At 68.9% G+C, this 21,277-nt stretch carries 20 protein-coding genes; 8 read left to right on the forward strand and 12 right to left on the reverse strand.

Annotated elements, in window-relative coordinates:
* The first annotated feature begins 82 nt into the window (after window positions 1-82).
* Together ffh and HUK68_RS02505 are read left to right on the forward strand one after the other, a co-directional pair.
* The gene (gene ffh, locus HUK68_RS02500; RefSeq protein ID WP_175502792.1) at window positions 83-1,474 is read left to right on the forward strand and encodes a signal recognition particle protein; all 1,392 of its coding nucleotides are present in this window, start codon (window positions 83-85) and stop codon (window positions 1,472-1,474) included.
* A 401-nt stretch (window positions 1,475-1,875) separates the two neighbouring features.
* Entirely contained in the window at window positions 1,876-2,412 is a 537-nt protein-coding gene (locus tag HUK68_RS02505) for a C40 family peptidase (protein WP_175502793.1), read from the forward strand.
* Window positions 2,413-2,555: 143 nt separating this feature from the next.
* On the opposite strand, the gene miaB is transcribed toward HUK68_RS02505, so the two are convergent.
* The 3 genes from miaB to fdhD form a co-directional block, all read right to left on the reverse strand.
* Entirely contained in the window at window positions 2,556-3,890 is a 1,335-nt protein-coding gene (miaB, locus tag HUK68_RS02510; RefSeq protein WP_175502794.1) for a tRNA (N6-isopentenyl adenosine(37)-C2)-methylthiotransferase MiaB, read from the reverse strand.
* 76 nt (window positions 3,891-3,966) lie between these two features.
* A complete protein-coding gene (locus HUK68_RS02515; protein WP_175502795.1) occupies window positions 3,967-4,341 on the reverse strand; it encodes a hypothetical protein in 375 nt (124 codons plus the stop codon).
* Between the two features lie 74 nt (window positions 4,342-4,415).
* On the reverse strand, window positions 4,416-5,303 hold the full coding sequence (fdhD, locus tag HUK68_RS02520) for a formate dehydrogenase accessory sulfurtransferase FdhD (RefSeq protein WP_175502796.1): 888 nt from the start codon (window positions 5,301-5,303) through the stop codon (window positions 4,416-4,418).
* Between the two features lie 56 nt (window positions 5,304-5,359).
* Between fdhD and HUK68_RS02525 the strand changes: the two genes are divergently transcribed.
* Window positions 5,360-6,127: a TOBE domain-containing protein gene (locus HUK68_RS02525; RefSeq protein ID WP_175502797.1), complete on the forward strand. Its 768-nt coding sequence runs from the start codon at window positions 5,360-5,362 to the stop codon at window positions 6,125-6,127.
* Between the two features lie 52 nt (window positions 6,128-6,179).
* On the opposite strand, the gene HUK68_RS02530 is transcribed toward HUK68_RS02525, so the two are convergent.
* A complete protein-coding gene (locus HUK68_RS02530; protein WP_175505709.1) occupies window positions 6,180-7,322 on the reverse strand; it encodes an MFS transporter in 1,143 nt (380 codons plus the stop codon).
* A gap of 400 nt (window positions 7,323-7,722) precedes the next feature.
* Between HUK68_RS02530 and otnI the strand changes: the two genes are divergently transcribed.
* Window positions 7,723-8,511, forward strand: a complete 789-nt coding sequence (gene otnI, locus HUK68_RS02535; protein ID WP_175502798.1) for a 2-oxo-tetronate isomerase — start codon at window positions 7,723-7,725, stop codon at window positions 8,509-8,511.
* Here the strand turns inward: otnI and HUK68_RS02540 are convergent.
* The gene (locus tag HUK68_RS02540) at window positions 8,496-9,491 is read right to left on the reverse strand and encodes a Bug family tripartite tricarboxylate transporter substrate binding protein (RefSeq protein WP_175502799.1); all 996 of its coding nucleotides are present in this window, start codon (window positions 9,489-9,491) and stop codon (window positions 8,496-8,498) included. The two genes, otnI and HUK68_RS02540, sit on opposite strands and share 16 nt — an antisense overlap.
* Window positions 9,492-9,647: 156 nt before the next feature.
* Here HUK68_RS02540 and HUK68_RS02545 point away from each other — a divergent pair, with 156 nt between their 5' ends.
* On the forward strand, window positions 9,648-10,610 hold the full coding sequence (locus tag HUK68_RS02545; protein ID WP_175502800.1) for an MBL fold metallo-hydrolase: 963 nt from the start codon (window positions 9,648-9,650) through the stop codon (window positions 10,608-10,610).
* Between the two features lie 4 nt (window positions 10,611-10,614).
* Here HUK68_RS02545 and HUK68_RS02550 read toward each other — a convergent pair whose 3' ends face one another.
* The 3 genes from HUK68_RS02550 to nikR all read right to left on the reverse strand — a co-directional run bounded on the left by HUK68_RS02550 (window position 10,615) and on the right by nikR (window position 13,908).
* Window positions 10,615-11,334, reverse strand: coding sequence for a DUF4198 domain-containing protein (locus HUK68_RS02550; RefSeq protein WP_175502801.1), 720 nt, complete (start codon window positions 11,332-11,334; stop codon window positions 10,615-10,617).
* Window positions 11,335-11,349: 15 nt separating this feature from the next.
* Window positions 11,350-13,380, reverse strand: coding sequence for a TonB-dependent receptor (locus HUK68_RS02555; RefSeq protein WP_175502802.1), 2,031 nt, complete (start codon window positions 13,378-13,380; stop codon window positions 11,350-11,352).
* A gap of 93 nt (window positions 13,381-13,473) precedes the next feature.
* Window positions 13,474-13,908, reverse strand: a complete 435-nt coding sequence (gene nikR, locus HUK68_RS02560) for a nickel-responsive transcriptional regulator NikR (RefSeq protein WP_175502803.1) — start codon at window positions 13,906-13,908, stop codon at window positions 13,474-13,476.
* A gap of 147 nt (window positions 13,909-14,055) precedes the next feature.
* Between nikR and HUK68_RS02565 the strand changes: the two genes are divergently transcribed.
* From HUK68_RS02565 to HUK68_RS02575, 3 genes are read left to right on the forward strand one after another with little or no spacing between them, the layout of a single operon-like run.
* A complete protein-coding gene (locus tag HUK68_RS02565; RefSeq protein WP_175502804.1) occupies window positions 14,056-15,039 on the forward strand; it encodes an ABC transporter permease in 984 nt (327 codons plus the stop codon).
* A 20-nt stretch (window positions 15,040-15,059) separates the two neighbouring features.
* The gene (locus HUK68_RS02570) at window positions 15,060-16,010 is read left to right on the forward strand and encodes an ABC transporter permease (protein WP_175502805.1); all 951 of its coding nucleotides are present in this window, start codon (window positions 15,060-15,062) and stop codon (window positions 16,008-16,010) included.
* A 1-nt stretch (window position 16,011) separates the two neighbouring features.
* On the forward strand, window positions 16,012-17,730 hold the full coding sequence (locus HUK68_RS02575) for an ABC transporter ATP-binding protein (protein ID WP_175502806.1): 1,719 nt from the start codon (window positions 16,012-16,014) through the stop codon (window positions 17,728-17,730).
* Window positions 17,731-17,770: 40 nt separating this feature from the next.
* Here HUK68_RS02575 and HUK68_RS02580 read toward each other — a convergent pair whose 3' ends face one another.
* Genes HUK68_RS02580 through HUK68_RS02595 form a run of 4 tightly spaced genes read right to left on the reverse strand, consistent with a single transcriptional unit; the run spans window position 17,771 to window position 21,270 of the window.
* Window positions 17,771-19,531, reverse strand: coding sequence for a putative bifunctional diguanylate cyclase/phosphodiesterase (locus HUK68_RS02580; RefSeq protein ID WP_175502807.1), 1,761 nt, complete (start codon window positions 19,529-19,531; stop codon window positions 17,771-17,773).
* Window positions 19,521-20,273 (reverse strand): GGDEF domain-containing protein, encoded by a 753-nt coding sequence (locus tag HUK68_RS02585; RefSeq protein WP_175502808.1) that lies wholly within the window; start codon window positions 20,271-20,273, stop codon window positions 19,521-19,523. Before HUK68_RS02585 ends, HUK68_RS02580 begins: the two co-directional genes overlap by 11 nt.
* Entirely contained in the window at window positions 20,274-20,663 is a 390-nt protein-coding gene (locus HUK68_RS02590; protein ID WP_175502809.1) for a DUF1987 domain-containing protein, read from the reverse strand.
* A gap of 34 nt (window positions 20,664-20,697) precedes the next feature.
* Complete coding sequence (locus tag HUK68_RS02595) at window positions 20,698-21,270, reverse strand: SiaB family protein kinase (protein ID WP_175502810.1); 573 nt, start codon at window positions 21,268-21,270, stop codon at window positions 20,698-20,700.
* Window positions 21,271-21,277 lie beyond the last annotated feature (7 nt).

Below are 21,277 nucleotides of genomic sequence, written 5' to 3' on the forward strand. Positions count from 1 at the left end.
TCCTGCCTGCTGCCGCCTCTGCGTGCCCATCGGCGCGCCCGGACCCAATCGCGGCCGCAGCATCTACCGGAATTTCCCGCCTATGGCCTCCGCTCTTACCGAAAAACTCTCGCGCCTCGTCAAGGAGATGCGTGGCCAGGCCCGCATCACAGAATCCAACGTGCAGGACATGCTGCGCGAGGTGCGCATGGCGCTGCTCGAGGCCGATGTGGCCCTGCCCGTGGTGCGCGACTTCATCGCGCGCGTCAAGGAAAAGGCGCTGGGCCAGGAAGTGCTGTCTTCGCTGCAGCCGGGCCAGGTGCTGGTGTCCATCGTCAACGCCGAACTGGCCGCGACCATGGGCGAGGGCGTGAGCGACATCAACCTCAATGCCCAGCCGCCGGCGGTGATCCTGATGGCCGGCCTGCAGGGCGCGGGCAAGACCACCACCACTGCCAAGCTGGCCAAGCACCTGATTGAAAAGCGCAAGAAGAAGGTGCTCACGGTGTCGGGCGACGTGTACCGCCCCGCGGCCATCGAACAGCTCAAGACGGTCACGGCCCAGGCCGGCGCCGAATGGTTCCCGAGCACGCCCGACCAGAAGCCGCTGGATATCGCGCGCGGCGCGCTCGATTACGCCAAGCGCCATTTCTTCGATGTGCTGCTGGTCGATACCGCGGGCCGCCTGGCCATCGATGAAGCGCTGATGCGCGAAATCCAGGAACTGCACGGCGCGCTCAAGCCCGTCGAGACGCTGTTTGTCGTCGATGCCATGCAGGGCCAGGATGCGATCAACACCGCCAAGGCCTTCAAGGAAGCGCTGCCGCTGACCGGCATCGTGCTGACCAAGCTCGACGGCGACTCGCGCGGCGGTGCGGCGCTGTCGGTGCGCCAGATCACGGGCGCGCCGATCAAGTTCGCGGGTGTCTCGGAAAAGCTCGACGGCCTTGAAGTCTTCGACGCGCAGCGCCATGCGGGCCGCGTGCTGGGCATGGGCGACATCGTCGCGCTGGTCGAGCAGGTCACGGCCGGCGTCGACATGGAGGCCGCGCAGCGCCTCGCCGCCAAGGTCAAGAGCGGCGACGGCTTCGACCTCAACGACTTCCTGGGCCAGATCCAGCAGATGAAGCAGATGGGCGGCCTGTCCAGCCTGATGGACAAGCTGCCAAGCCAGCTCACGGCCAAGGCCGGCCAGGTCGACATGGACAAGGCCGAGCGCGAGGTGCGCCGCAAGGAAGGCATCATCTGCTCGATGACCGCCAAGGAGCGCGCCAAGCCCGAGCTGATCAAGGCCACGCGCAAGAAGCGCATTGCCATGGGCGCGGGCGTGCAGGTGCAGGAAGTCAACCGCCTGCTCAAGGAGTTCGAGCAGATGCAGGACATGATGAAGAAGATGAAGGGCGGCGGCCTGATGAAGATGATGAAGCGCATGGGCGGCATGAAGGCCATGAAGGGGATGATGGGCGGCGGCGGCATGCCCAAGCTGCCGTTCTGATCTTTCTTCGGTTTCCTGCCAAAACCGGCCTTGCGTGATGCGCGGGCCGGTTTTTTTTTGGCGCGCCAGGCTGCTGGAGGGCCGGCCGTTCATGGTTCGACCGGGCCGCGCAGGCGGGCTCACCACGAACGGTTCTTGCAACGCTCACCACATATGGTTTTCCTCCGCTCGTCCTGAGCTTGTCGAAGGATGGCGCGCCTGTGGTCAGGTTTTGAGATGTGGCCGTCCATGGTTCGACGGGCTCACCACGAACGTTTATCAGCAAGCTCACCACGAACGGTTTGTCGCAGCGCTCAACACGAGCGGTTGTCAGCAGGCTTATGACGAACGGTAGACCCCGTCCGTCTCAGGACAAAGACTTCGGATTTGGCCCCTCTGCGCCCCTTGCCCATAATGGCCGCATGCAAACGCTGCCTGAAATCCATGCCGCGCCGCCACGCCGGCTTCTTCTGTCCGCGGCGCTCGCTGGCGCTGCCGTGTTGGCTGGCTGCAGTTCGTCACCCGCGCGCCGCGGCCGTCCGGCGCCGCCGCCGGTGGTGCCGCTGGCGCTCGATGGCACGCTGCGCGATGCGCTCTATGCACGCACCATGCTCGTGGTCAACACGCCCTATACCTATGGCGGCAATACGCCCGAAGGCGGCTTCGACTGCAGCGGGCTGGTGCAGTACGCGCTGCAGGGCATCACCGAGAAGCGCCTGCCGCGCAGCACCAGCCAGTGGGCCAGCGTGAGCACCACGCTGAACCGGCGCGACCTGCAGCGCGGCGATTTCGTGTTCTTCAACACCTCGGGCGGGCGCTATTCGCACATGGGCATCTATGTCGGCGGCGAGCGCTTCGTGCATGCGCCCTCGAGCGGCGGCATCGTGCGCGTGGTCGACATGGACAACGTCTATTTCAGCAAGCGCTTCACCGAAGCGCGCACGGTGTTTGCCGGCTGAGCTGAGCTTGGTTCACGGCGCATGAGACAGGCGCGCTCCAACATGGGGGCGCCGAGCAAGGGCCGCCCCGCAGCGAGGGCGCCGTCCCTAGCCGGGCGCCCCCCCTCCACCGAAGGTTGAGAGGGGGAAGCGACGTGAGTCGCTCAGGGGGTGTTGCTGATTATGACTTCGCCGCGCAGCGTGTAGGCCTTGGCTTCGGTGATCTTCACATCGATCATCTGCCCGATCAGCCGCTCCTGCCCGGCGAAGTTCACCACGCGGTTGCATTCGGTGCGGCCCATCAGTTCGCTGCCGTCGCGCTTGCTCAGGCCTTCGACCAGCAGGCGCTGCACGGTGCCCACGCGCTCCTCGCTGATGTCCTTGATATTGCGGTTGATCACGGCCTGCAGCTCCTGCAGGCGGCGCAGCTTGACTTCGTGCGGCGTGTCGTCGTGCAGGTTGGCGGCAGGCGTGCCCGGACGCGGGCTGAAGATGAAGCTGAAGCTGTTGTCGAAGCGCACGTCGTCGATCAGCTTCATCATCTTCTGGAAGTCTTCCTCGGTCTCGCCCGGGAAGCCGACGATGAAGTCGCTGCTCATGGCCAGTTCGGGGCGGATCGCGCGCAGCTTGCGGATGGTGCTCTTGTATTCCATGGCCGTGTAGCCGCGCTTCATGGCCATCAGGATCTTGTCCGAACCATGCTGCACCGGCAGGTGCAGGTGGCTCACCAGCTTGGGCAGCCTGGCGTAGGCCTCGATCAGCCGCGGCGTGAATTCGTTCGGGTGGCTGGTGGTGAAGCGGATGCGCTCGATGCCCGGGATCTCGCTGACGTATTCGAGCAGCAGCGCGAAGTCGGCGATTTCCTGGGTGTCGCCCATCTTGCCGAGGTAGGCGTTGACGTTCTGGCCCAGCAGCGTGACTTCCTTCACGCCCTGGTCGGCCAGGCCCGCGACTTCGACCAGCACGTCGTCGAACGGCCGGCTGACTTCCTCGCCGCGCGTATAGGGCACGACGCAGTAGCTGCAGTACTTGGAGCAGCCTTCCATGATCGACACGAAGGCCGAGGCGCCCTCGACGCGCGCCGGCGGCAGGTGGTCGAATTTCTCGATCTCGGGAAAGCTGATGTCGACCTGCGGCTTGGCCTTGGCGGCGCGCGCGTTGAGCAGCTCGGGCAGGCGGTGCAGCGTCTGCGGACCGAACACCACGTCGACATAGGGCGCGCGCTTGATGATCTCGGCGCCTTCCTGGCTGGCCACGCAGCCGCCCACGCCGATCAGCACGCCCTTTTCCTTGAGGTGCTTGATGCGGCCGAGGTCGCTGAACACCTTTTCCTGCGCCTTCTCGCGCACCGAGCAGGTGTTGAACAGGATCAGGTCGGCTTCGTCGACATCCTGCGTGGGTTCATAGCCCTGGGCCGCGCCCAGCACATCGGCCATCTTGTCCGAGTCGTACTCGTTCATCTGGCAGCCGAAGGTCTTGATAAATACTTTTTTGGACATCGTGGAATTCTCGGAAAGCGGTAGGCTGCTGCGGAGCGCAGCGGCCAGGTTGCAGCGCGGGCGCGCGGCCGCGAAATCAGGGGCGCTTGAGCGCAGCTTCTTCAGGCGTCAGCACCCAGGCGGTGTGCAGCCACTGCGTGCTGGGCTCGATCACATAGTTGACCAGCAGGTTCTGCCCGGCGAACTGGTAGGCCATGAGCAGCCGGCCTTCGGGGCTGAACAGCCGAAAGCCCGGGGTGGTGCGGATGGGCTTGCCGTTGAGCATGACCTCGGGCATGGTGCCGATGACCAGCTTGCCGCGCTGGGCATCGGGCGGAAAGTTGCGCGTGCCGGCGGCGGCAGCGGTCACGGCCGGTGCAGGCTGTGCCTGGGCCGGCGGCGCGGCGGCGGCCAGCAGCAGCAGGCTGCCTGCGAGCGCGCGCAGCAAGGGGAATCGGAAACAGCGGTGCATGGTGTATATCCAGTGGCTGAGGCCGCGATTCTACGGACTGCGCCGTGGCGCAGCGCCGCAGTCGGGCAATGCGCTCAGCGGGCAATCGGCGGCTGGCCCGCGCCGGGCGCGTAAAGCACGGCGCCGGGCGCGCGGGACAGGCCCCAAAAACGCAGGCCCGTGAGCTCGGCCAGGCGCACGCCCATGGCCGTGGGCGCGGAAATCGTGGCCAGTGCGCCTATGCCCAGCTTGGCGCACTTGCGCACCAGCTCATGGCTGCCGCGGCTCGACAACACGGCGAAGCCGGGCTCGCCCAGCCGGCCGGTGCGCGCCAGGCGGCCCAGCAGCTTGTCGAGCGCGTTGTGCCGGCCCACGTCCTCGACCACATCCTGCAGCGCGCCATCGGCCAGCGCCCAGCCGGCCGCATGAATCGCGCCGGCTTCGGCGTTGAGCAGCTGCTTGCCGCGCAGCGCTTCCATGGCGCGCAGCACCTGCGGCAGTTCGATGCCGCCCACCCAGTCGCGCGCGGGGAGCGGCGCAAACGACAGGTCCAGCGCCGCGAAGCTTTCCACGCCGCAGACACCGCAGCCGGTGCGCCCGCTCATGCTGCGGCGATGGTCCTTGAGGCGCGCAAAGCAGCGCGAGGAAATTTCAATCTGCACTTCCATGCCGTCCATGCCCTCGGGCAGGCCCGCGGCGCTGGCCGCGACCGGCGCGACGTCGACGCCAAAGCAGTCGGCCGCGCTGTCGATCAGGCCTTCGCTGAGCGCAAAGCCCAGCGCGAAATCCTCGAGGTCCAGCGGCGTGGCCAGCATGACCGCATGCGAGATGCCGTTGAAGACCAGCGCCACCGGCACTTCGCTGGCCAGCGTGCGCTGCTGCGTCTGTACCTGGAGCGCGCCATCGGCCTCCAGGCGATGCAGCGCGACGGTCTGCGGATGCAGGGGGGCAAGCGAGGGCAGGGGGCTGGCGGCGGAGGACATGGCGCATTATCGGCCGCGCGGCCGCCTGGCAGCAGGATCCGCGGCATGATGGCGGCATGCACGATCCGTCTTCCTCCCTGTCATTGGCCGCGGCGCTGGACCACGGCCCTGCCGACCGGCGCATTGCCATCCTGCGCCAGATCGGCGCGGGCGGCTCGATTTCCGAGGCCGCGCGCAGCGTGGGCGTGAGCTACAAGGCCGCCTGGCAGGCGCTGGACACGCTCACCAACCTGGCGGGCGTGCCGCTGGTCGAACGCGTGGTCGGGGGCGCGGGCGGCGGCGGCGCCGAACTCACGGCCGCGGGCCGGGCGCTGCTCGATGCGGCCGCCGCCATGGATGCGGCGCGTGCCGACGTGCTCGCGCGCCTGAGCGGCCAGGCGCCGGTGGCGGCGCGGCTGGCGCTGCGCACCAGCATGCGCAACCAATGGCCTTGCGTGGTCGAGGCCCTGCAGGCCCAGGGGCCACTGGTGCGGGTGCAACTGCGCGGCGCGGATGCAGCGGCGCTGCAATTGGTAGCGCGCATCACGCGGGAAAGCGCCGAGCTGCTGGGTCTCGCGCCGGGCCTGCCGGTGCTGGCGTTGGCCAAGGCCACGGCGGTGCAGGTGCAGCCCATGACGGGTGCGCCGGCCACGGCGCACGAGAACTGGTGGCCCGCGCGCGTCACGCGCGTGGCGCGCGGCGACGGCGGCGACGAAGTCGCGGCGCAACTCGATGCGGGCGTGCACATGGTGGGGTTTGCGCAAGCCGCGAGCGGGCTGCGTGCGCGCACGCGCGTGCTGCTGCGCGTGCCGGCCTCCGCGCTGGCGCTGGCCGTGGTTTCCTGAAGCGCAGCCCTGGCGGCAGCACCCGCCGGGCTGGACGCCGCAAGGCGGCGCCTTATTGCAGTTCCTGGCCCTTGAGTTCGGGAATCAGCAAGGCCGTGGCAATCATGTCCAGGACGTAGATCGCGGCCAGCAGCGCAATCGCCACCTGGAAGGAGTAAGCCATGGCCACGGCGCCGACGACGATCGGGCCCAGGCCGCCAATCGCGCGGCCGATGTTGAACAGCACGTTCTGCGCGGTGGCGCGCGCTTCGGTCGGGTAGGCCTCGCTCATCACCGCGCCATAGCCGCCCATCATGCCGTTGACGAACAGGCCCAGCAGCGCGCCGGCCCAGAGCATGGCCGTGGGATCGCTGAGCTGGGAATAGGTCAGCAGCATGACCACCGAGCCGACCTGGAACAGGATGAAGCTGGGCTTGCGGCCGATGCGGTCGGCAAGCTGGCCGAAGACCCAGATGCCGGCCATCATGCCCAGCACCGTCACGGCGGTCCAGAGCGAGGACTTGGTCAGATTGAAGCCCAGTTGCTTGGACAGGAAGCTGGGCATCCAGATCATGATGCCGTAGTAGCCGAAGTTCTGCACCGAGGTCAGCACGATCATGCCTATGCTCACGCGCGTCGTGGCCGCATTGGCCATCAGCAGCCTGAGCGCATGGAAGCGCGGCTGCTTGACGCGCTGCTTGCGCACGAACACTTCGGGCTCGTGCAGCTTGTTGCGGATCACCCAGGCGACCAGGGCAGGGATCACGCCGACCAGGAACATGCCGCGCCAGCCGATCATCGGCAGCAGCAGCGGCGTGAGCAGCGCGGCGGCCAGCACGCCGACCTGCCAGCCCAGCGCCACATACGACGACACGCGCGCGCGGTGGCGTGCGGGCCAGGCTTCGGCGGCCAACGCCATGCCGATGCCGAATTCGCCGCCCAGGCCGATGCCGGCAATCGTGCGGTAGACCAGCAGGTCCCAATAGCCTTGCGCAAACGCGCACAGGCCGGTGAACACCGCAAACAGCACGATGGTCCAGGTCAGCACGCGGATGCGGCCGTAGCGGTCGCTGAGCGCGCCGAAGAAGAAGCCGCCGGCGACGGCGCCGATCAGCGTCCAGGTCACGAGCGAGCCGGCCTGGCCTGGCGTCAGGTTCAGATCGGCCGAGATCGCCGACAGCATGAAGCCCAGGATCAGCAGGTCGAAGCCGTCCATGGCATAGCCCACGGCCGAGCCCGCGAGGGCCTTCCAGCTGTAGCCGTTGATCTCGGAGGGGGCTGATGCTGCTTCAGCCGTATGGGGAATGGAAGACACGTCGATCCTTGCTGGTCAAAAGGCCCCTTGCGCCAGTTCGCCGGTTGTCCGGGCGTGCGGCAGCCGCCACCAGGCGCGGCTGCGCCAGCAACGGACAGGGGAGAAATCGGGGTTTGGCCTGCCGTGGCTGCGCGGGGCAGCAGGCAAGGGCCTCTGATAAAAGCAAAAGCCCGGCAAATCGGCAATTTGCAGGGCTTGCAGCGCGAGCGCGGGGCTCAGGGACGGGCGCCATTGTAGCCGCAAAGCAAAAATGTCGCTGCGCGCCGTCGTCATAATCGGCCGGTTGCCAACGAGGACCCGCATGCCACGCTTTGCCGCCAATCTTTCGATGCTCTACCGCGAAGTCGATTTCCTCGAGCGCTTTGCCGCGGCCGCGGCCGATGGTTTCCAGGGCGTCGAGTATCTGTTTCCCTACGCGCATGCGCCCGCGCAATTGGCGGCGCAACTGCAGGCGCACGGCCTCGCGCAGGTGCTGTTCAATGCACCGCCCGGCCAATGGGACGCGGGTGAGCGCGGGCTGGCCTGCATTGCGGGGCGCGAGGACGAATTCCGCGCCGGCATCGAACAGGCGCTGCACTATGCGCAGCAGCTGAACTGCCCGCGCATCCATGTGATGGCCGGCATCGTGCCGGGGTGCATCGACGGCGCGCATGCCACTTATGTCGCCAATCTGCGCCTGGCGGCGGCGCTGGCCGCGCCGCTGGGCGTCACGCTGATGATCGAGCCGATCAACGGCCGCGACATGCCCGGCTATTTCCTGCAGCGCCAGGCCCAGGCGCATGCGCTGCTGGCCGAGATCGGCGCGGCCAACGTGCAGGTGCAGATGGATCTCTACCACTGCCAGATCGGCGAAGGCGACCTGGCCATGAAGCTGCGCCAGTACCTGCCCGGCGGCCGCGTCGGCCACCTGCAGATCGCGGGCGTGCCCGGGCGCCATGAGCCCGATGTCGGCGAGATCCACTATCCCTATCTGTTTGCGCTGCTCGACGAGCTGGGCTACGCGGGCTGGGTCGGCTGCGAATACCTGCCCGCGGGCGCGACCAGCGCCGGCCTGGGCTGGCTGCGGCGCCAGCCTCAAAGCGTCATGTGACTGTCCTTGATGACCTTGCCCCAGCGCGCGAGGTCCTTGGCAATCAGCTGGCCGAAGACCGCGGGGCTGCTGGGCATGGGCTGCGCCCCTTCGGCCTGCAGCCGCTCGAGAATGGCGGGGCTCTTGAGCGCGGCGTTGATCTGCGCATTGATGCGCGCCACGAGTTCCGCGCGCATGCCGGCCGGGCCGACCACGCCATACCACTGGTCGGCTTCGAAGCCGCGCAGCGTCTCGGCCACCGCCGGCACCTCTGGCAGAACGGCAACGCGCTGCGGCGATGACACCGCCAGCGCCTTGATCTGGCCCGCGCGCAGTTGCGCCAGCACCGCGGGAACGCCGGTGAACAGGGCCTGCACCTGGCCCGCGACCAGGTCGTTGACGGCCGGTGCCGTGCCCTTGTAGGGCACATGCTGCATGTCGATGCCGGTCTGCTGCGCCAGATAGGCCATGGTCATGTGCGCGGCGCTGCCGTTGCCGCCCGAGCTGTAGTTGATCCTGCCGGGGTTGGCCCTGGCGTAGGCAATGAACGAGGCCAGGTCCTTGACCGGCAGCGACGGATGCACCACCAGCACGTTGGGCACGCGCGCGACCCAGGCAATCGGCGTGAAGCTCTTGACCGGGTCGTAGGGCAGCCTGGGATACAGCCCGGGCGTGATGGCCAGCGTGCCGACATGGCCCATCAGCAGCGTATGGCCATCGGGCGCGGCCTTGGCCACGCGGTCGGCGCCGATGCTGCCGCCCGCGCCCGCGATGTTCTCCGGCACCACCGACTGGCCCCAGGCCAGCGTGAGTTCGTGGCCGATGGCGCGGCCGAGGATATCGGCCGAGCCGCCGGGCGTGAACGGGATGACCAGGCGAATGGCCTTGCTGGGATAGCCGGCCTGGGCCAGCGCCGGGTTCAGCGCCGCGCCCAGGCTGCCGGCCAGTGCGAATTGCAGCCATTGGCGGCGGTCCAGCGTGGTGTCGAGGGGTGCAGTCATCAAAGTTTCCATGCGTCGAAAATCGGTGCGCCAGTCTACGGAGTGCTACATTGGCCCGGCACAGGGTTTGCCCGCGAGGGCGGCCGCCATCAGGGCCCGAGCCCGTTCTGCGGGAGCCGGGCGTTTCTTTGTCTGCACCTACGAGGATGATCGACTATGCAAGCAACACGCCGTCAATGGCTGGTCTGGGGAGCGGGTAGCGTGGCTGCGGCCGCGGGCATCACGGGCTGCGCGAACACGCCAGCGCCTGCCAGCGCGCCCGGCGGCGCGCCGGGATTCGTGCGCCGCAAGGTCGGCAACGCGCGCGTGGTGGCGCTGAGCGACGGCGTGGGCCGCAGGCCGCTGGCCGAGGGCTTCGTGCGCAACGCCACGCTGGCCCAGGTAAAGGCCACGCTGGCGGCGCAGGACCTGCCCACCGACTACATCGATGTGCCCTACACCTGCTTCGTGCTGGAAACCGAGGGCAAGCGCTATCTGCTCGATACCGGCTTTGCCGACAACGGCCCGCCGGGCACGGGCCAGCTCGTGAAGCACATGCGCGCTGCGGGCATCGACCCCGAGTCCATCGACGCCGTGGTGCTGAGCCATCTGCACGGCGACCACATCAACGGCCTGCGCCGCAAGGACGGCAGCCTGGTGTTTCCGCAGGCGCTGGTCTATGTGCCCGCGCCCGAGCATGCGTTCTGGCTCGATGCCGACCGGCGCAACGCCGCGCCCGAGGCCGCGCGCGCCGGCTTCATGGCGGTGCAACGCGTGTTCCAGGACTATCCGGCCGACCAGCTGCGCCTGTTCGAGCCCGGCATGGCCGTGGTCGGCGGCATCGAGAGCATTGCCGCCTTCGGCCACTCGCCGGGCCATACGGCGCTCGCACTGCGCTCGGGCAACGAACGCTTCACCTATCTGGGCGATGCCGCGCATTTCCCGGCGCTGTTCGTGCGCAACCCCGACTGGCAGGTGCAGTTCGACATGGACCCGGCGCAGGCCCGCGCCACGCGCCACGCGCTGCTGGCGCGCATGGCGCAGGAGGGCGGCCTGGTCGGCGGCTTCCACTTCCCGCTGCCGGCGCTGGGCCGTATCCGCAAGCAGGGCGACGGCTACCAGTTCGTGCCGGAAAAATAAGGCGTCAATGCACGGCGAAGCTCAATAGGGCTTCGTAGCTTCTTTCGGTGATTTGGGCATCTCCCGCCACCGGCTGGCGGAAGATGGCCTGTACATGGTTGGTGCCGCGCACGGTCTGGAGGCGCGCGCGGCCCTGGGCGTCGGTGGTGGCCGGGGGGCCGTTTTCGCCCAGGCTCACGCGCGCGCCCGCCAGCGGTTTGCCCTGCAACTGCACCTGCAGTTCCAGCCAGTCGCCTGCATGCGGCGCGCGGCCCTGCTGCGGCGTGATCTCGAAGGCCTGGCCGATATCGCGCTGGGTGAGCGCGTTCCACACGATCACCGTCTTGTGGAACTTGCGCGCATGCACGCCGCGCGTGGCGCCGGGATTGTGGTCCATGGGCAGGTTGCGCATCGCGCCGCCCGCGCTGCCGCTGAAAAAGCCATTGTCGAGTTCGACGGCAATCAGGGCCGCCTCGGGCGCGGGCAGCACGCGCAGTCCTTGCGCGGCCGGCGCGACGCGTGCCTCGGTGCTGCGCCCGCGCCGGTCGAAGGCGCGCACGCTTTGCAGCTTCTCGGGCGCAAAGGCTTCGAGCTGGCCTGCATGGCCGCCAAACTGGATCAGATAGCCGCCCTGGGCATCGGGTTCGAGCCAGACGTTGTGCGCCAGGGCCGCGCCGGCCAGCAAGGCGGCGCTGCACAGCGCGGCATGGCGCGCGCGGCGCGCGAGCAAGGTGAGGGTCTGCATGTCGTTGTTCCCTTGTCAAAGCGAGAAAGTCAGTCCCAGCAGCAGCGTGCGCGGCGCACCCGGGGCGACCAGCACTTCGCCGCCGATCACGGACATGCTGGACGCATAGGCCTTGTCGGCCAGGTTGCGCAGCGTCACGCTCAGCGTGCCGTCGGCCAGGCCGGTTGAGGCCGGCAGGCGGTACTGCAGGCCCAGATCGGCGACGTGATAGGCCGGGTTGGAAACGGTGTTGGCGGCATCGACCGCCATGCGGCCCACATGGCGCAGCGCGCCTTGCACTGCCCAGTCGGCATTCATGCGCCAGCGCGCCTGCAGCGTGCTGGTGTAGCTGGGCACGCCCGCGACCTGGCGGCCGATCAGCGCGGCATTGGCGTTCTGCGTCACGCGCGACGCGGCGCGGCCATAGTTCCAGCGCAACTCGACGGCGTTGACGGGGGTCCAGAGGGCCAGGAGTTCGGCACCCTCGCGCAGCGTCTGGCCGAAGTTCTCGTAGATGCCGGGCGCGACGTTGCGGATTTCCTGGCTCGAGGCCATGCGGTACAGCGCCAGGTCGAGCCACAGCTTGTGGCTGGCGCGCCATTGCAAGCCGACTTCGGTCTGGCGGAAGATGTTCGGGTCGAGCTGCGCGGCGCCCAGCGCATATTTGGCGAAGTTGCCGGGCAGCGCGAAGCCTTCGCTCCAGCTCGCGCGCAGCGCCACGCGCTCATGCACCTGGGCGCTGATGCCCAGCTTGGGGCTGGTATGCGCCACCGGCTGCATGCGCGTGCAGGGATCGCTGCCGGTCTCGGCGCCCAGCCGCTCGCAATCGCCGGTGAAGCGGTCGCGGCGCAGGCCCAGGCTGGGCTGGAGCAGCGGATGCGGCTGCCAGGCCAGCTGCGCAAATACCGCGGCATTGTCCAGCGTGGCCTGGCGGTTGCTGATGGCCGGCGCGCTGCGCTGGCGGTTTTGCAGATCGTCCCAATAGCCGTAGCCGGTGGATTCGCGCAGCGCTTCGAGGCCCAGCGTCCACTGTGCCGGGCCGCCGGCCCAGCGCGCATCGCCGCTCAGGTTCAGGCCGGTGCCGGAAACGCTGCGGTCATAGCGCTCCTCGCGCTGCGCCCAGCGGCCGCCGCGCGGGCGCGTGAACCAGCGCACGAAATCCTGTTGCGTGCCGTAGGCATAGGCCAGCAGGCGCGTGTCGTTGTCCAGGTCGTAGTTCACATCCAGGCGCAGTGTCTTGAAGTGCTTTTGCGCGCCATCGCCCGCCACGCGCGGGTCCTTGCCCTGGGGATCGAGGCGCCACTGCGCGAGGCCCAGATAGCCGGGCGAGTCGCCATCGGCCGCATGCAGGCGCCCCGACAGCGCCACGCGCAGGCGCGCATCGAGCTGGTGCTGCCAGCGCGCGCTGAGCGTGCTGCGCTCGTAACCGGCATCGGGCCGCGTGCCGTTGCCGCGCGCATGCTGCGCGGCAACGAACAGCTCGCTGGCCGCGCCCAGGCGCAGGCCCAGCGCGGCCTGGGCATCGCGCGTGCCATGGCTGCCGGCCTGCAGCGCGACATCGCGGTATTCGCCGCTGCGGCGCGTGCGCAGCTCGATCAGCCCGGCGCGGTTGAAGTTGCCCTGCAGCACCGAGACCGGGCCCTGGTGCACCGCGACTTCCTCGAGCTCCAGCGGCACGACCACGTTCAAGTCGAAGTAGCCATCGGCATGCGACATGGCCTCGTTGAGCGAGATGCCATCCAGCGTGGCCGCGATGTCGCCGCCATGCCCGCCGCCGCCGAAACCGCGCAGCACCACGCTGTTGGCGACGCCGCTGAGCTGGTAGTCGTTGACATGCATGCCCGGCACCTGGCGCCACAAGGCCTCGACTTCGGAGACCGCCGCGGCCTGGATGTCCTCGCGGCCCAGCGTGGGCACCGAGTAGGCGGCGCGGCTGGTTTCAAGCGCCTGGCCCTTGACGGTGATGGCGTCGAGTTCCTGCGCTGCAGCGGCCAGGGGCAGGCAGAGAACGAAGGCGCAAGTGAGCCGCGCGCGGCGGCAGGGCGGGAAGGCGGTAGGAAAGGGCATGTATGAACTTTTGAGCAAACTTCATACCAGCCAATGCGCCCGCCGGACGCACCGTTGCAGTGCGGGCGCACGCGCGCGGTGCGCGCGCCGGCCTCAGGCGTGTCGATGCTGGTGCGTATCGGCTGCGTCGCTGCCCATGACGACGTTCAGTTGCCCATGGTGCACGCCGCGCTCCGCCATCAACTGGTTGGCGAACTGGCGCACCTGCTCGGCCGGTCCCTTGAGCATCACCGTCTCCAGGCAGCGCGAGTGGTCGAGGTGCACATGGGTCGTGGCAATGGTCAGGTGGTGGTGCGCATGCTGGAGCCGCGCCAGGCGCTCGGACAGCTCGCGCTCGTGGTGGTCGTAGACATACGACAGATTGGCCACGCAGGGACCCATGGCCTGCGCCGCCTCGCGTTGCTGCCCCAGGTGCGTGAGCAGCAGGTCGCGGATGGCCTCGGAGCGATTGCTGTGGCCCGTGCGCGCCATGTAGGCGTCGAATTCCTGGGCCAGGCGGTCTTGCAGGGAAATGGTGAAGCGTTGCATGGCGGCAATGCTAGCGACGATCGTGCCGGACACCGATGCGGGAAAAACCGATTTTGCTTACTCGGTTTCGTTCGTTGCGCGCGCCCGGGCGGCGCTCCTATGCTGGCGGACGCAGCCGATTTGCGTTTTCCAAGGCACCCCTTTCCCATGAATCTTCTCAAAGCCGGCCGGGTTCTGCGGCGCACCTTATGGCAGGCCGTGCCGACCGTGATTGGCGTGGTCATCCTCAATTTCTGCCTGCTGCAACTGGTGCCCGGCGATGCGGCCGATGTCATTGCCGCCGAATCGGGCTCGGCCACGGCCGAGTCCATGGCGCAGCTGCGCAGCCATTTCGGCCTGGACCTGCCGGTGCTCGAGCAACTGGGCGCCTACCTCGACAACCTCGCGCATTTCAGCCTCGGCACCTCGCCGCGCTACAACCTGCCCGTCACCGAACTGATTGCCTCGCGGCTGCCCAATACCTTGCTGCTGATGCTGGCCGCGCTGGGCACGGCGCTGGTGGCGGGCGTGCTGCTGGGCAGCCTGATGGCGAGCCGCGTCGGGCGCTGGCCGGACCGCGTGCTGTCGGTGCTGGCGCTGCTGCTGTATTCGACGCCCAGCTTCTGGCTCGGCCTGATGGCGGTGGTGCTGTTCTCGGTGCACCTGGGATGGCTGCCCACGGGCGGCAGCGCCAGCATCGGCGTGCAGATGACGGGCTGGGACAGCCTGGTCGACCGCCTGCGCCACCTGGTGCTGCCGGCGCTGGCCATGTCGGGCTTCTATGTCGCGATCTTCGCGCGGCTCACGCGCGCCTCGATGCTCGAAGTCAGCCGCCAGGACTTCGTGCGCACCGCGATGGCCAAGGGCTTGCATCCGCTGCGCGTCACTTTGGGCCATGTGCTGCGCAATGCGCTGATTCCCGTGACCACGGTGGCGGGCATGCACTTCGGCACGCTGCTGGGCGGCGCGGTGGTGGTCGAGACGGTGTTCAGCTGGCCCGGCCTGGGCCGGCTGGCCTTCGAGTCGGTGATGGCGCGCGACTACACCGTGCTGCTGGGCATCCTGCTGCTGTCCTCGCTGCTGGTGATCCTGGCCAACATGCTGGTCGATCTGCTGCATGCCTGGCTCGACCCGCGCATCCAGCTGCGCTGAATTCATTCGAGAACCCTTCCATGTCCACTCCCTTTCCCGTGACCGACGCGCGCCCCGCGCCGGCGCTGCCCACGCTCTGGCGCCGCCTGCGGCGCGCCGGGCCGGCCGCCGCCGCGGTGCCCACGCCCCATGCCGGGCGCAGCGCCGCGCTGCATGCCTTTGCGCGCAATGCCGCAGCCGTAGGCGCGGTGGTATTCCTGCTGGCCGTGCTGGCCATGGCGCTGCTCGCGCCCTGGCTGTTTCCGGGCGATCCGCTGGACATGGTGGCCACGCCGCTGCTGTGGCCCGGGCAGGACCCGGGGTTTGCGCTGGGCAGCGATTCGATGGGCCGCGACGTGCTGGCCGGCATTGCGCATGGCGCGCGCATGTCGCTGTCGGTGGGCGTGGTGGCCGCGGTGCTGAGCCTGCTGATCGGCATCGTGGTCGGCGCCACGGCCGGCTATTTCGGCGGCCGCGTCGACGATGTGCTGGTGCGCATCACCGAGCTGTTCCAGACCATGCCCTCGTTCCTGTTCGTGATCGTGGTGGTGGCCATCGGCCAGCCGTCGATGGCGGTGATCGTGCTGGCCATCGGCCTGGCTTCGTGGCCGGTGATCGCGCGCCTGGTGCGCGCCGAGTTCCGCACGCTGCGCGAGATGGAGTTCGTGCTGGCCGCGCGCAGCCAGGGCTTCGGCCACCTGCGCATCATGCTGCAGGAGATGCTGCCCAACGCGCTGCCGCCGGTCATCGTGACCACCTCGGTGCTGGTGGCCAGCGCCATCCTGATCGAATCGGCGCTGTCCTTCCTGGGCATGGGCGATCCGAACACCGTGAGCTGGGGCAGCATGATCGGCGAGGGCCGCGAACTGCTGCGCACCTCGTGGTACCTGTGCGCGCTGCCCGGCACGGCCATCGTGCTGACGGTGCTGGCGCTCAATCTCGTGGGCGAAGGCCTCAACGATGCCCTCAACCCCCGACTGCGCAACCGCTGACATGGCACCCGAACTCCTTGCTCCCCCCGCGCCGCTGCTCGATATCCGCGGCCTCGACATCCAGTTCCGCGGCGCGCACGGCCCCATCCAGGCGGTGCGCGGGCTCGACCTGCAGATCCAGCGCGGCGAAACGCTGGCACTGGTGGGCGAATCGGGCTGCGGCAAATCGACGACGGCGCTGTCGATCCTGCGGCTGCTGGCGCCGGGCGCCACGCTGCGCGGCAACATCCTGTTCGACGGGCGCGACATCCTGGCCATGGCGCCGGCCGCGCTGCGCGCGCTGCGCGGGCGCGACATCGCCATGGTGTTCCAGGAGCCGATGACCTCGCTGAACCCGGTGCACAGCATCGGCGCGCAGATCGTGGAAACACTGCGCCAGCACGAGCCCCTGTCCGCGGCGGCCGCGCGCCGGCGCGCCGTCGAGCTGCTCGACCTGGTGCGCATTCCCGAGCCGCAGCGCCGCCTGGGCGACTTTCCGCACCACCTCTCGGGCGGCCAGCGCCAGCGCGTGATGATTGCGATGGCCATGGCCTGCCGCCCGCGGCTGCTGGTGGCCGACGAGCCGACCACCGCGCTCGACGTGACGGTGCAGGCGCAGATCCTCGAGCTGCTCGACGGCCTGCGCCGCGAGTTCGACATGGCGCTGCTGCTGATCACCCATGACCTGGGCCTGGTGGCGCAATGGGCCGACCGCGTGGCCGTGATGTACGGCGGCGAAAAAGTGGAGGAGGCGGCCACGGCACAGCTGTTTGCCGCGCCCGGCCATGCCTATACGCGCGGGCTGCTGGGCGCCTCGCTGCATGGCGGCCGCGAACTGCATTACACCGCCGAGCGCCTGCCCGAGATCCGCGTGGCCACCGATGCGGCGACGCGCGAGCGCCGTTTCACGCTGCACCGGCCCGTGGCGCCCGCGCGGCGGGCTGCGCCGGCTGCCAACACCGCGCTGCTGTCGGTGCAGGAGCTGCGCACCAGCTATGCCACGCGCGCCGGCGGCGTGGTGCACGCGGTCGATGGCGTGTCGTTCGACATCGCGCCGGGCGAGACGCTGGGTCTGGTCGGCGAGTCGGGCTGCGGCAAGTCGACGCTGTCGCGCACGCTGCTGCGCCTGCTCGATCCCGACAGCGGGCGCATCGTGCTCGATGGCACCGATATCGCGGCGCTCGACGCGCGCGCGCTCAAGCCCTGGCGCCCGCGCATCCAGATGGTGTTCCAGGACCCGTATGCCTCGCTCAATCCGCGGCGCAGCGTGTTCGACATCCTCGACAGCGTGCTGCGCGTGCATGGCGTGGCGCAGCGCGAGGAGCGCCGCCAGCGCATCGCGGCGATGCTCGAGCGCGTGGGCCTGCCGGCCGATGCCGCGGCGCGCTACCCGAACGAGTTCTCGGGCGGCCAGCGCCAGCGCATCGGCATCGCGCGCGCGCTGATCGTGCGGCCCGCGCTGGTGGTGCTGGACGAGCCGGTGTCGGCACTCGATGTGTCGGTGCAGGCGCAGATCCTGAACCTGCTGGTCGAGCTCAAGGAGGACTTCGGGCTGTCCTATCTGTTCATCTCGCACGACCTGTCGGTGGTGCGTTACTTTGCCGACCGGGTGCTGGTGATGCACCAGGGCCGGATCGTCGAGTCCGGCAGCCACGAGGACATCTGGCAGCGGCCGCAGCACGCCTACACGCGCAGCCTGATTGCCGCCGTGCCCGGCGCGCAGCAGCGCCGCGCAGCCTGAAGCTCGGGGCGCGCAGCCCGGGGCACGCAGCCCGCGGCGCTCAGGCGGCTTGCAGGTGGGCATGCTGCCCCAGCCAGGGCAGCAGCGCCGCCTTGTCCATGGGCCGGGCGATATGGTAGCCCTGGCCTTCGTGGCAGCCCATGGCGCGCAGCGCATGCCAGGCGGCCGCATCCTCTATGCCCTCGGCCAGCACGCTCAAGCCCAGCTTGCGTCCCAGTTGCGCGACCATTTCGGCGATGCGCGCGCCATGCGGATCGCCAAGCTGGCGCGTGAAGGAGCGGTCGATCTTGATGCGGTCCAGCGGCAGGCGTTCGAGATAGCTCAGCGATGAATAGCCGGTGCCAAAGTCATCGATGGCAATCGAGATGCCCTCGGCGCGCAAGGCGCAGAGCGTGAGGTCCAGCAGCTGGGTCGGAAGCGCCGCCACCGATTCGGTGATCTCCAGTTCCAGATGCCGCCCCTGCAAGCCGTGCGCCGCGAGCGCCGCGCACACCAGGTCGAAGAAGCCCGGGTCGCGCAACTGCACGGTCGAGACATTGACCGCCATGCGCCGCGGCGCCAGCCCGGCGTCAAGCAGTTCGCGCATGGTCGCGCAGGCGGTCTCCAGCACCCATTGTCCCAGCGCCACGATCAGGCCCGAATGCTCGGCCACGGGAATGAACTGGTCTGGCGGAATGAAGCGCTGGTCCTCGGTGCGCCAGCGCAGCAGCGCCTCGAGCCCGGTGACCTGGCGCGTGCCGAGCTCGAGCTGCGGCTGGTACACCAGGAACAGCTGCTGCTTCTCGATGGCATCGCGCAGCTCCGACAGCAGCCGCGCGCGCGCACGCGCCTCGGTGCCCATCTGGTCGGCATATTGCAGGTATTGGCCGCGGTGGTCGCGTTTGGCGCGCTTGAGCGCAATCGTCGCATCCTTGATCAGATCGGCGCCCGGTTGCGGCGCCTTGGGCAGCAGCACATAGCCGCAGGTCAGCGACACCTTGTGCGCCACGCCCTCGAAATGCAATGGCTGGCGCACGCACTCCAGCAGGCGCCGGGGCTGTACCTGCGGCACCGGGCCCAGCACCGCGAACGTGTCCGCGCCCAGCCGCGCCAGCAGCACGCCCGCGGGCAGCGAGCTTTCGAGGCGGCGTGCGACCTGTTCAAGCAGGCGGTCGCCAAAATGGTGGCCCATCATGTCGTTGGTCGCGCTGAAATCGTCGATGTCGATCAAGGCCACCATATGGTCGTCGAGCCCGCGCTGTTCACAGGCATTGACGCGGTCGATGAAGTGCGCGCGGTTGGGCAGATTGACCAGCGGGTCGTGGTAGGCGCTGGCGTGCACCGCGCACAGCTGCTTGTAGGAGCGCACGGCGGTGACGACCATCGCCAGCAGCCGGTCGCGCGTCAGCTCGGCCTTGGTGCGGTAGTCGTTGATGTCGTAGCGCAGCAGTGTCTCGAGATCGGGCACCTGCCCGGGCCGGCCGGTGCGCAGCACGATGCGGGTGTTGCCCAGGCCCGCGCTGTGGCGGATGAAATCGACCAGTTCCAGCCCCGAGCTGCCGGGCTCGGACACCACGTCGATCAGCACCATGGCCAGGTCGTGTTCGCGCAGCAGCAGGGCGCGCGCCTCGTCGCCGGAGAACGCATGCATGAACACCAGCGGGCGTCCGAACAGCAGCTGGCCTTCGAGCGCGGCGCAGGTCGCGGCATGCACGTCGGGGTCGTTGTCGACCACCAGCACGCGCCAGGCGGGCGTATCGTCGGGCGCGGCCACGCGCGCGCCGGGCACGGCACGCGGGCCCGGTGCAGGTTCAGACCACATGCTCGGCGGCATGCAGGCAGGCGGCTGCCTGCCGGACCTGGTTGCGGCCCGCGCGCTTGGCGATGAACAAGGCCTCGTCGGCCAGCCCGTAGGCGCTGTCGAAATCGCCGCCCGCGCCGGCCCAGCAGACGCCGAAGCTGGCGGTGACGCGGCTGCCGTCGGGCAGATTGAACGCATGGTTCTCGATGGCGCGCCGCAGCGCCTGCGCCACCTGCTCGGACTCGGCGCCGCTGTGCCGCGGCAGGGCGACGGTGAACTCCTCGCCGCCCACGCGGCCGACGTGGGCGGACGCGGGCACGACGGCCTGCAGGCAGGCCACCACGCCCAGGATCACGCGGTCGCCCATGGGATGGCCGAAGCTGTCGTTGATGCGCTTGAAGTGGTCGATGTCGAGCACGATCAGCGCCAGGTCCTGGTGCGCGAACATGCGGTTCACGCGGTCGATGATCGCCGCGCGGTTGAGCACGCCGGTGAGCGGATCGTGGTTGGCGCGGTGCTCCAGCTCGGCCGCGAGGTCTTGCAGCCGCGTGTTCAGCTGGTTCATCTCCAGCTCCGCCTTGTCGCTGCGCCGCACCAGCCGGCGCGTCTCGCGCAGCAGCCGCTCGTAGGCGACGATCAGGTCGGCCAGCGCCTCGCCGCCCGGCGCTGGCGCGGCGGCCGCATGCGCCGACTTCGCGGCCTGCAGCGCCTGGTTCTCGGCATCGAACAGATCGGGCACGGGCCCGGCGTCGGCGCAGGCCATTCAGGCACCTCCCACCGCGCGGGTGACGAAGTCGATGGCCGGGAAATCCTCGCTCAGCTCCTGGCCGAATTCGAGAATCGTGTCGTCTTCTTCATCGTGGTACCAGTTCAGGCGCACCGGGTTGCCGTCCTCGGCGGCATTGCTCAGCGCCTCGATCAGGTTGAACAGCATCTTGGTGCTGGAGCTGTTGAAGTAGGCCAGCGCGATGTGCACTTCCAGCGCGCTGCCCGACTGCGCCGCAAGAAACGCCTTGAGGCGCGCAATGATGTCGCCATAGAAAGCCGCGGCGTTCTCGGGATAGGACTCGCCGCGCAGGCTCAGGCTGCGCGCGTCGAACTGGAAATCCACCTCGGGAGAGCTGGGCGTGGGGGCGATGTAGAGGTTTTCCATGGGCAATCTTGCTGCGTTGGCGGGCGGGGCGGGCCTAGATGGCGGCCTTCAGGTAGAAGACCGGCGAGTCGCCCGAAGCGTCAGCGGTGTCGAAATCGAACTCCAGGGGCTGGCTTGCATCCCGGGCCACGGTGAGAAATCCCATGCCCGCGCCCTTGCTGCCTTCGGGCGTGTCCTCGCGCAGCGTCTGGCGGTAGGCCTGCTTGATTTCGTCCAGCGTCATGTTGCGCAGCGCCCCGAGCTTCACGCGCAGTTCCTCGGCCACCGGCGGCGCGATCGGGTTGGCGCACAGCAGCAGGAAGCTGCCGTCGGCCTCGCGGCGGATGCACACCGAGCCGTGGCGCAGCTCGCCGTTGTTCTGGCTCGGCGGGGTCAGCGCATCCGCCGAGTAATGGATGATGTTCTGCGCCATCTCGACAAACGACGAGAACAGCTTGCGCCGCGTGGGCGCGGGCACGCCCGCGACTTCGAGTTGCAGCTTCACCGCATCGGCCATCGCGGCCACGATGTGCTGCGAGAAGTAGCCGACGTAGTAGAAGATGACCTGGTGCTGGCGCGCCAGGTGGAAGAAGGCGCCGTACTTTTCGGCAATCAGCGGGGAGGGCATGGCGGGC

This window comes from Comamonas antarctica, from assembly GCF_013363755.1.
GTDB classification, from domain to species: domain Bacteria; phylum Pseudomonadota; class Gammaproteobacteria; order Burkholderiales; family Burkholderiaceae_C; genus Comamonas; species Comamonas antarctica.

What these genes read in the sequence shown, in the direction of transcription:
- otnI (WP_175502798.1), top strand. Translation starts at nt 7,723, where the DNA reads ATGCCACGCTTTGCCGCCAATCTTTCGATGCTCTACCGCGAAGTCGAT.
- HUK68_RS02570 (WP_175502805.1), top strand. Translation starts at nt 15,060, where the DNA reads ATGTCCACTCCCTTTCCCGTGACCGACGCGCGCCCCGCGCCGGCGCTG.
- HUK68_RS02555 (WP_175502802.1), bottom strand. Translation starts at nt 13,380, where the DNA reads ATGCCCTTTCCTACCGCCTTCCCGCCCTGCCGCCGCGCGCGGCTCACT.
- HUK68_RS02545 (WP_175502800.1), top strand. Translation starts at nt 9,648, where the DNA reads ATGCAAGCAACACGCCGTCAATGGCTGGTCTGGGGAGCGGGTAGCGTG.
- nikR (WP_175502803.1), bottom strand. Translation starts at nt 13,908, where the DNA reads ATGCAACGCTTCACCATTTCCCTGCAAGACCGCCTGGCCCAGGAATTC.
- miaB (WP_175502794.1), bottom strand. Translation starts at nt 3,890, where the DNA reads ATGTCCAAAAAAGTATTTATCAAGACCTTCGGCTGCCAGATGAACGAG.
- HUK68_RS02505 (WP_175502793.1), top strand. Translation starts at nt 1,876, where the DNA reads ATGCAAACGCTGCCTGAAATCCATGCCGCGCCGCCACGCCGGCTTCTT.
- HUK68_RS02515 (WP_175502795.1), bottom strand. Translation starts at nt 4,341, where the DNA reads ATGCACCGCTGTTTCCGATTCCCCTTGCTGCGCGCGCTCGCAGGCAGC.
- HUK68_RS02530 (WP_175505709.1), bottom strand. Translation starts at nt 7,322, where the DNA reads ATGGACGGCTTCGACCTGCTGATCCTGGGCTTCATGCTGTCGGCGATC.
- HUK68_RS02565 (WP_175502804.1), top strand. Translation starts at nt 14,056, where the DNA reads ATGAATCTTCTCAAAGCCGGCCGGGTTCTGCGGCGCACCTTATGGCAG.
- HUK68_RS02590 (WP_175502809.1), bottom strand. Translation starts at nt 20,663, where the DNA reads ATGGAAAACCTCTACATCGCCCCCACGCCCAGCTCTCCCGAGGTGGAT.
- HUK68_RS02525 (WP_175502797.1), top strand. Translation starts at nt 5,360, where the DNA reads ATGCACGATCCGTCTTCCTCCCTGTCATTGGCCGCGGCGCTGGACCAC.
- HUK68_RS02580 (WP_175502807.1), bottom strand. Translation starts at nt 19,531, where the DNA reads ATGTGGTCTGAACCTGCACCGGGCCCGCGTGCCGTGCCCGGCGCGCGC.
- HUK68_RS02550 (WP_175502801.1), bottom strand. Translation starts at nt 11,334, where the DNA reads ATGCAGACCCTCACCTTGCTCGCGCGCCGCGCGCGCCATGCCGCGCTG.
- ffh (WP_175502792.1), top strand. Translation starts at nt 83, where the DNA reads ATGGCCTCCGCTCTTACCGAAAAACTCTCGCGCCTCGTCAAGGAGATG.
- HUK68_RS02575 (WP_175502806.1), top strand. Translation starts at nt 16,012, where the DNA reads ATGGCACCCGAACTCCTTGCTCCCCCCGCGCCGCTGCTCGATATCCGC.
- fdhD (WP_175502796.1), bottom strand. Translation starts at nt 5,303, where the DNA reads ATGTCCTCCGCCGCCAGCCCCCTGCCCTCGCTTGCCCCCCTGCATCCG.
- HUK68_RS02540 (WP_175502799.1), bottom strand. Translation starts at nt 9,491, where the DNA reads ATGACTGCACCCCTCGACACCACGCTGGACCGCCGCCAATGGCTGCAA.
- HUK68_RS02585 (WP_175502808.1), bottom strand. Translation starts at nt 20,273, where the DNA reads ATGGCCTGCGCCGACGCCGGGCCCGTGCCCGATCTGTTCGATGCCGAG.
- HUK68_RS02595 (WP_175502810.1), bottom strand. Translation starts at nt 21,270, where the DNA reads ATGCCCTCCCCGCTGATTGCCGAAAAGTACGGCGCCTTCTTCCACCTG.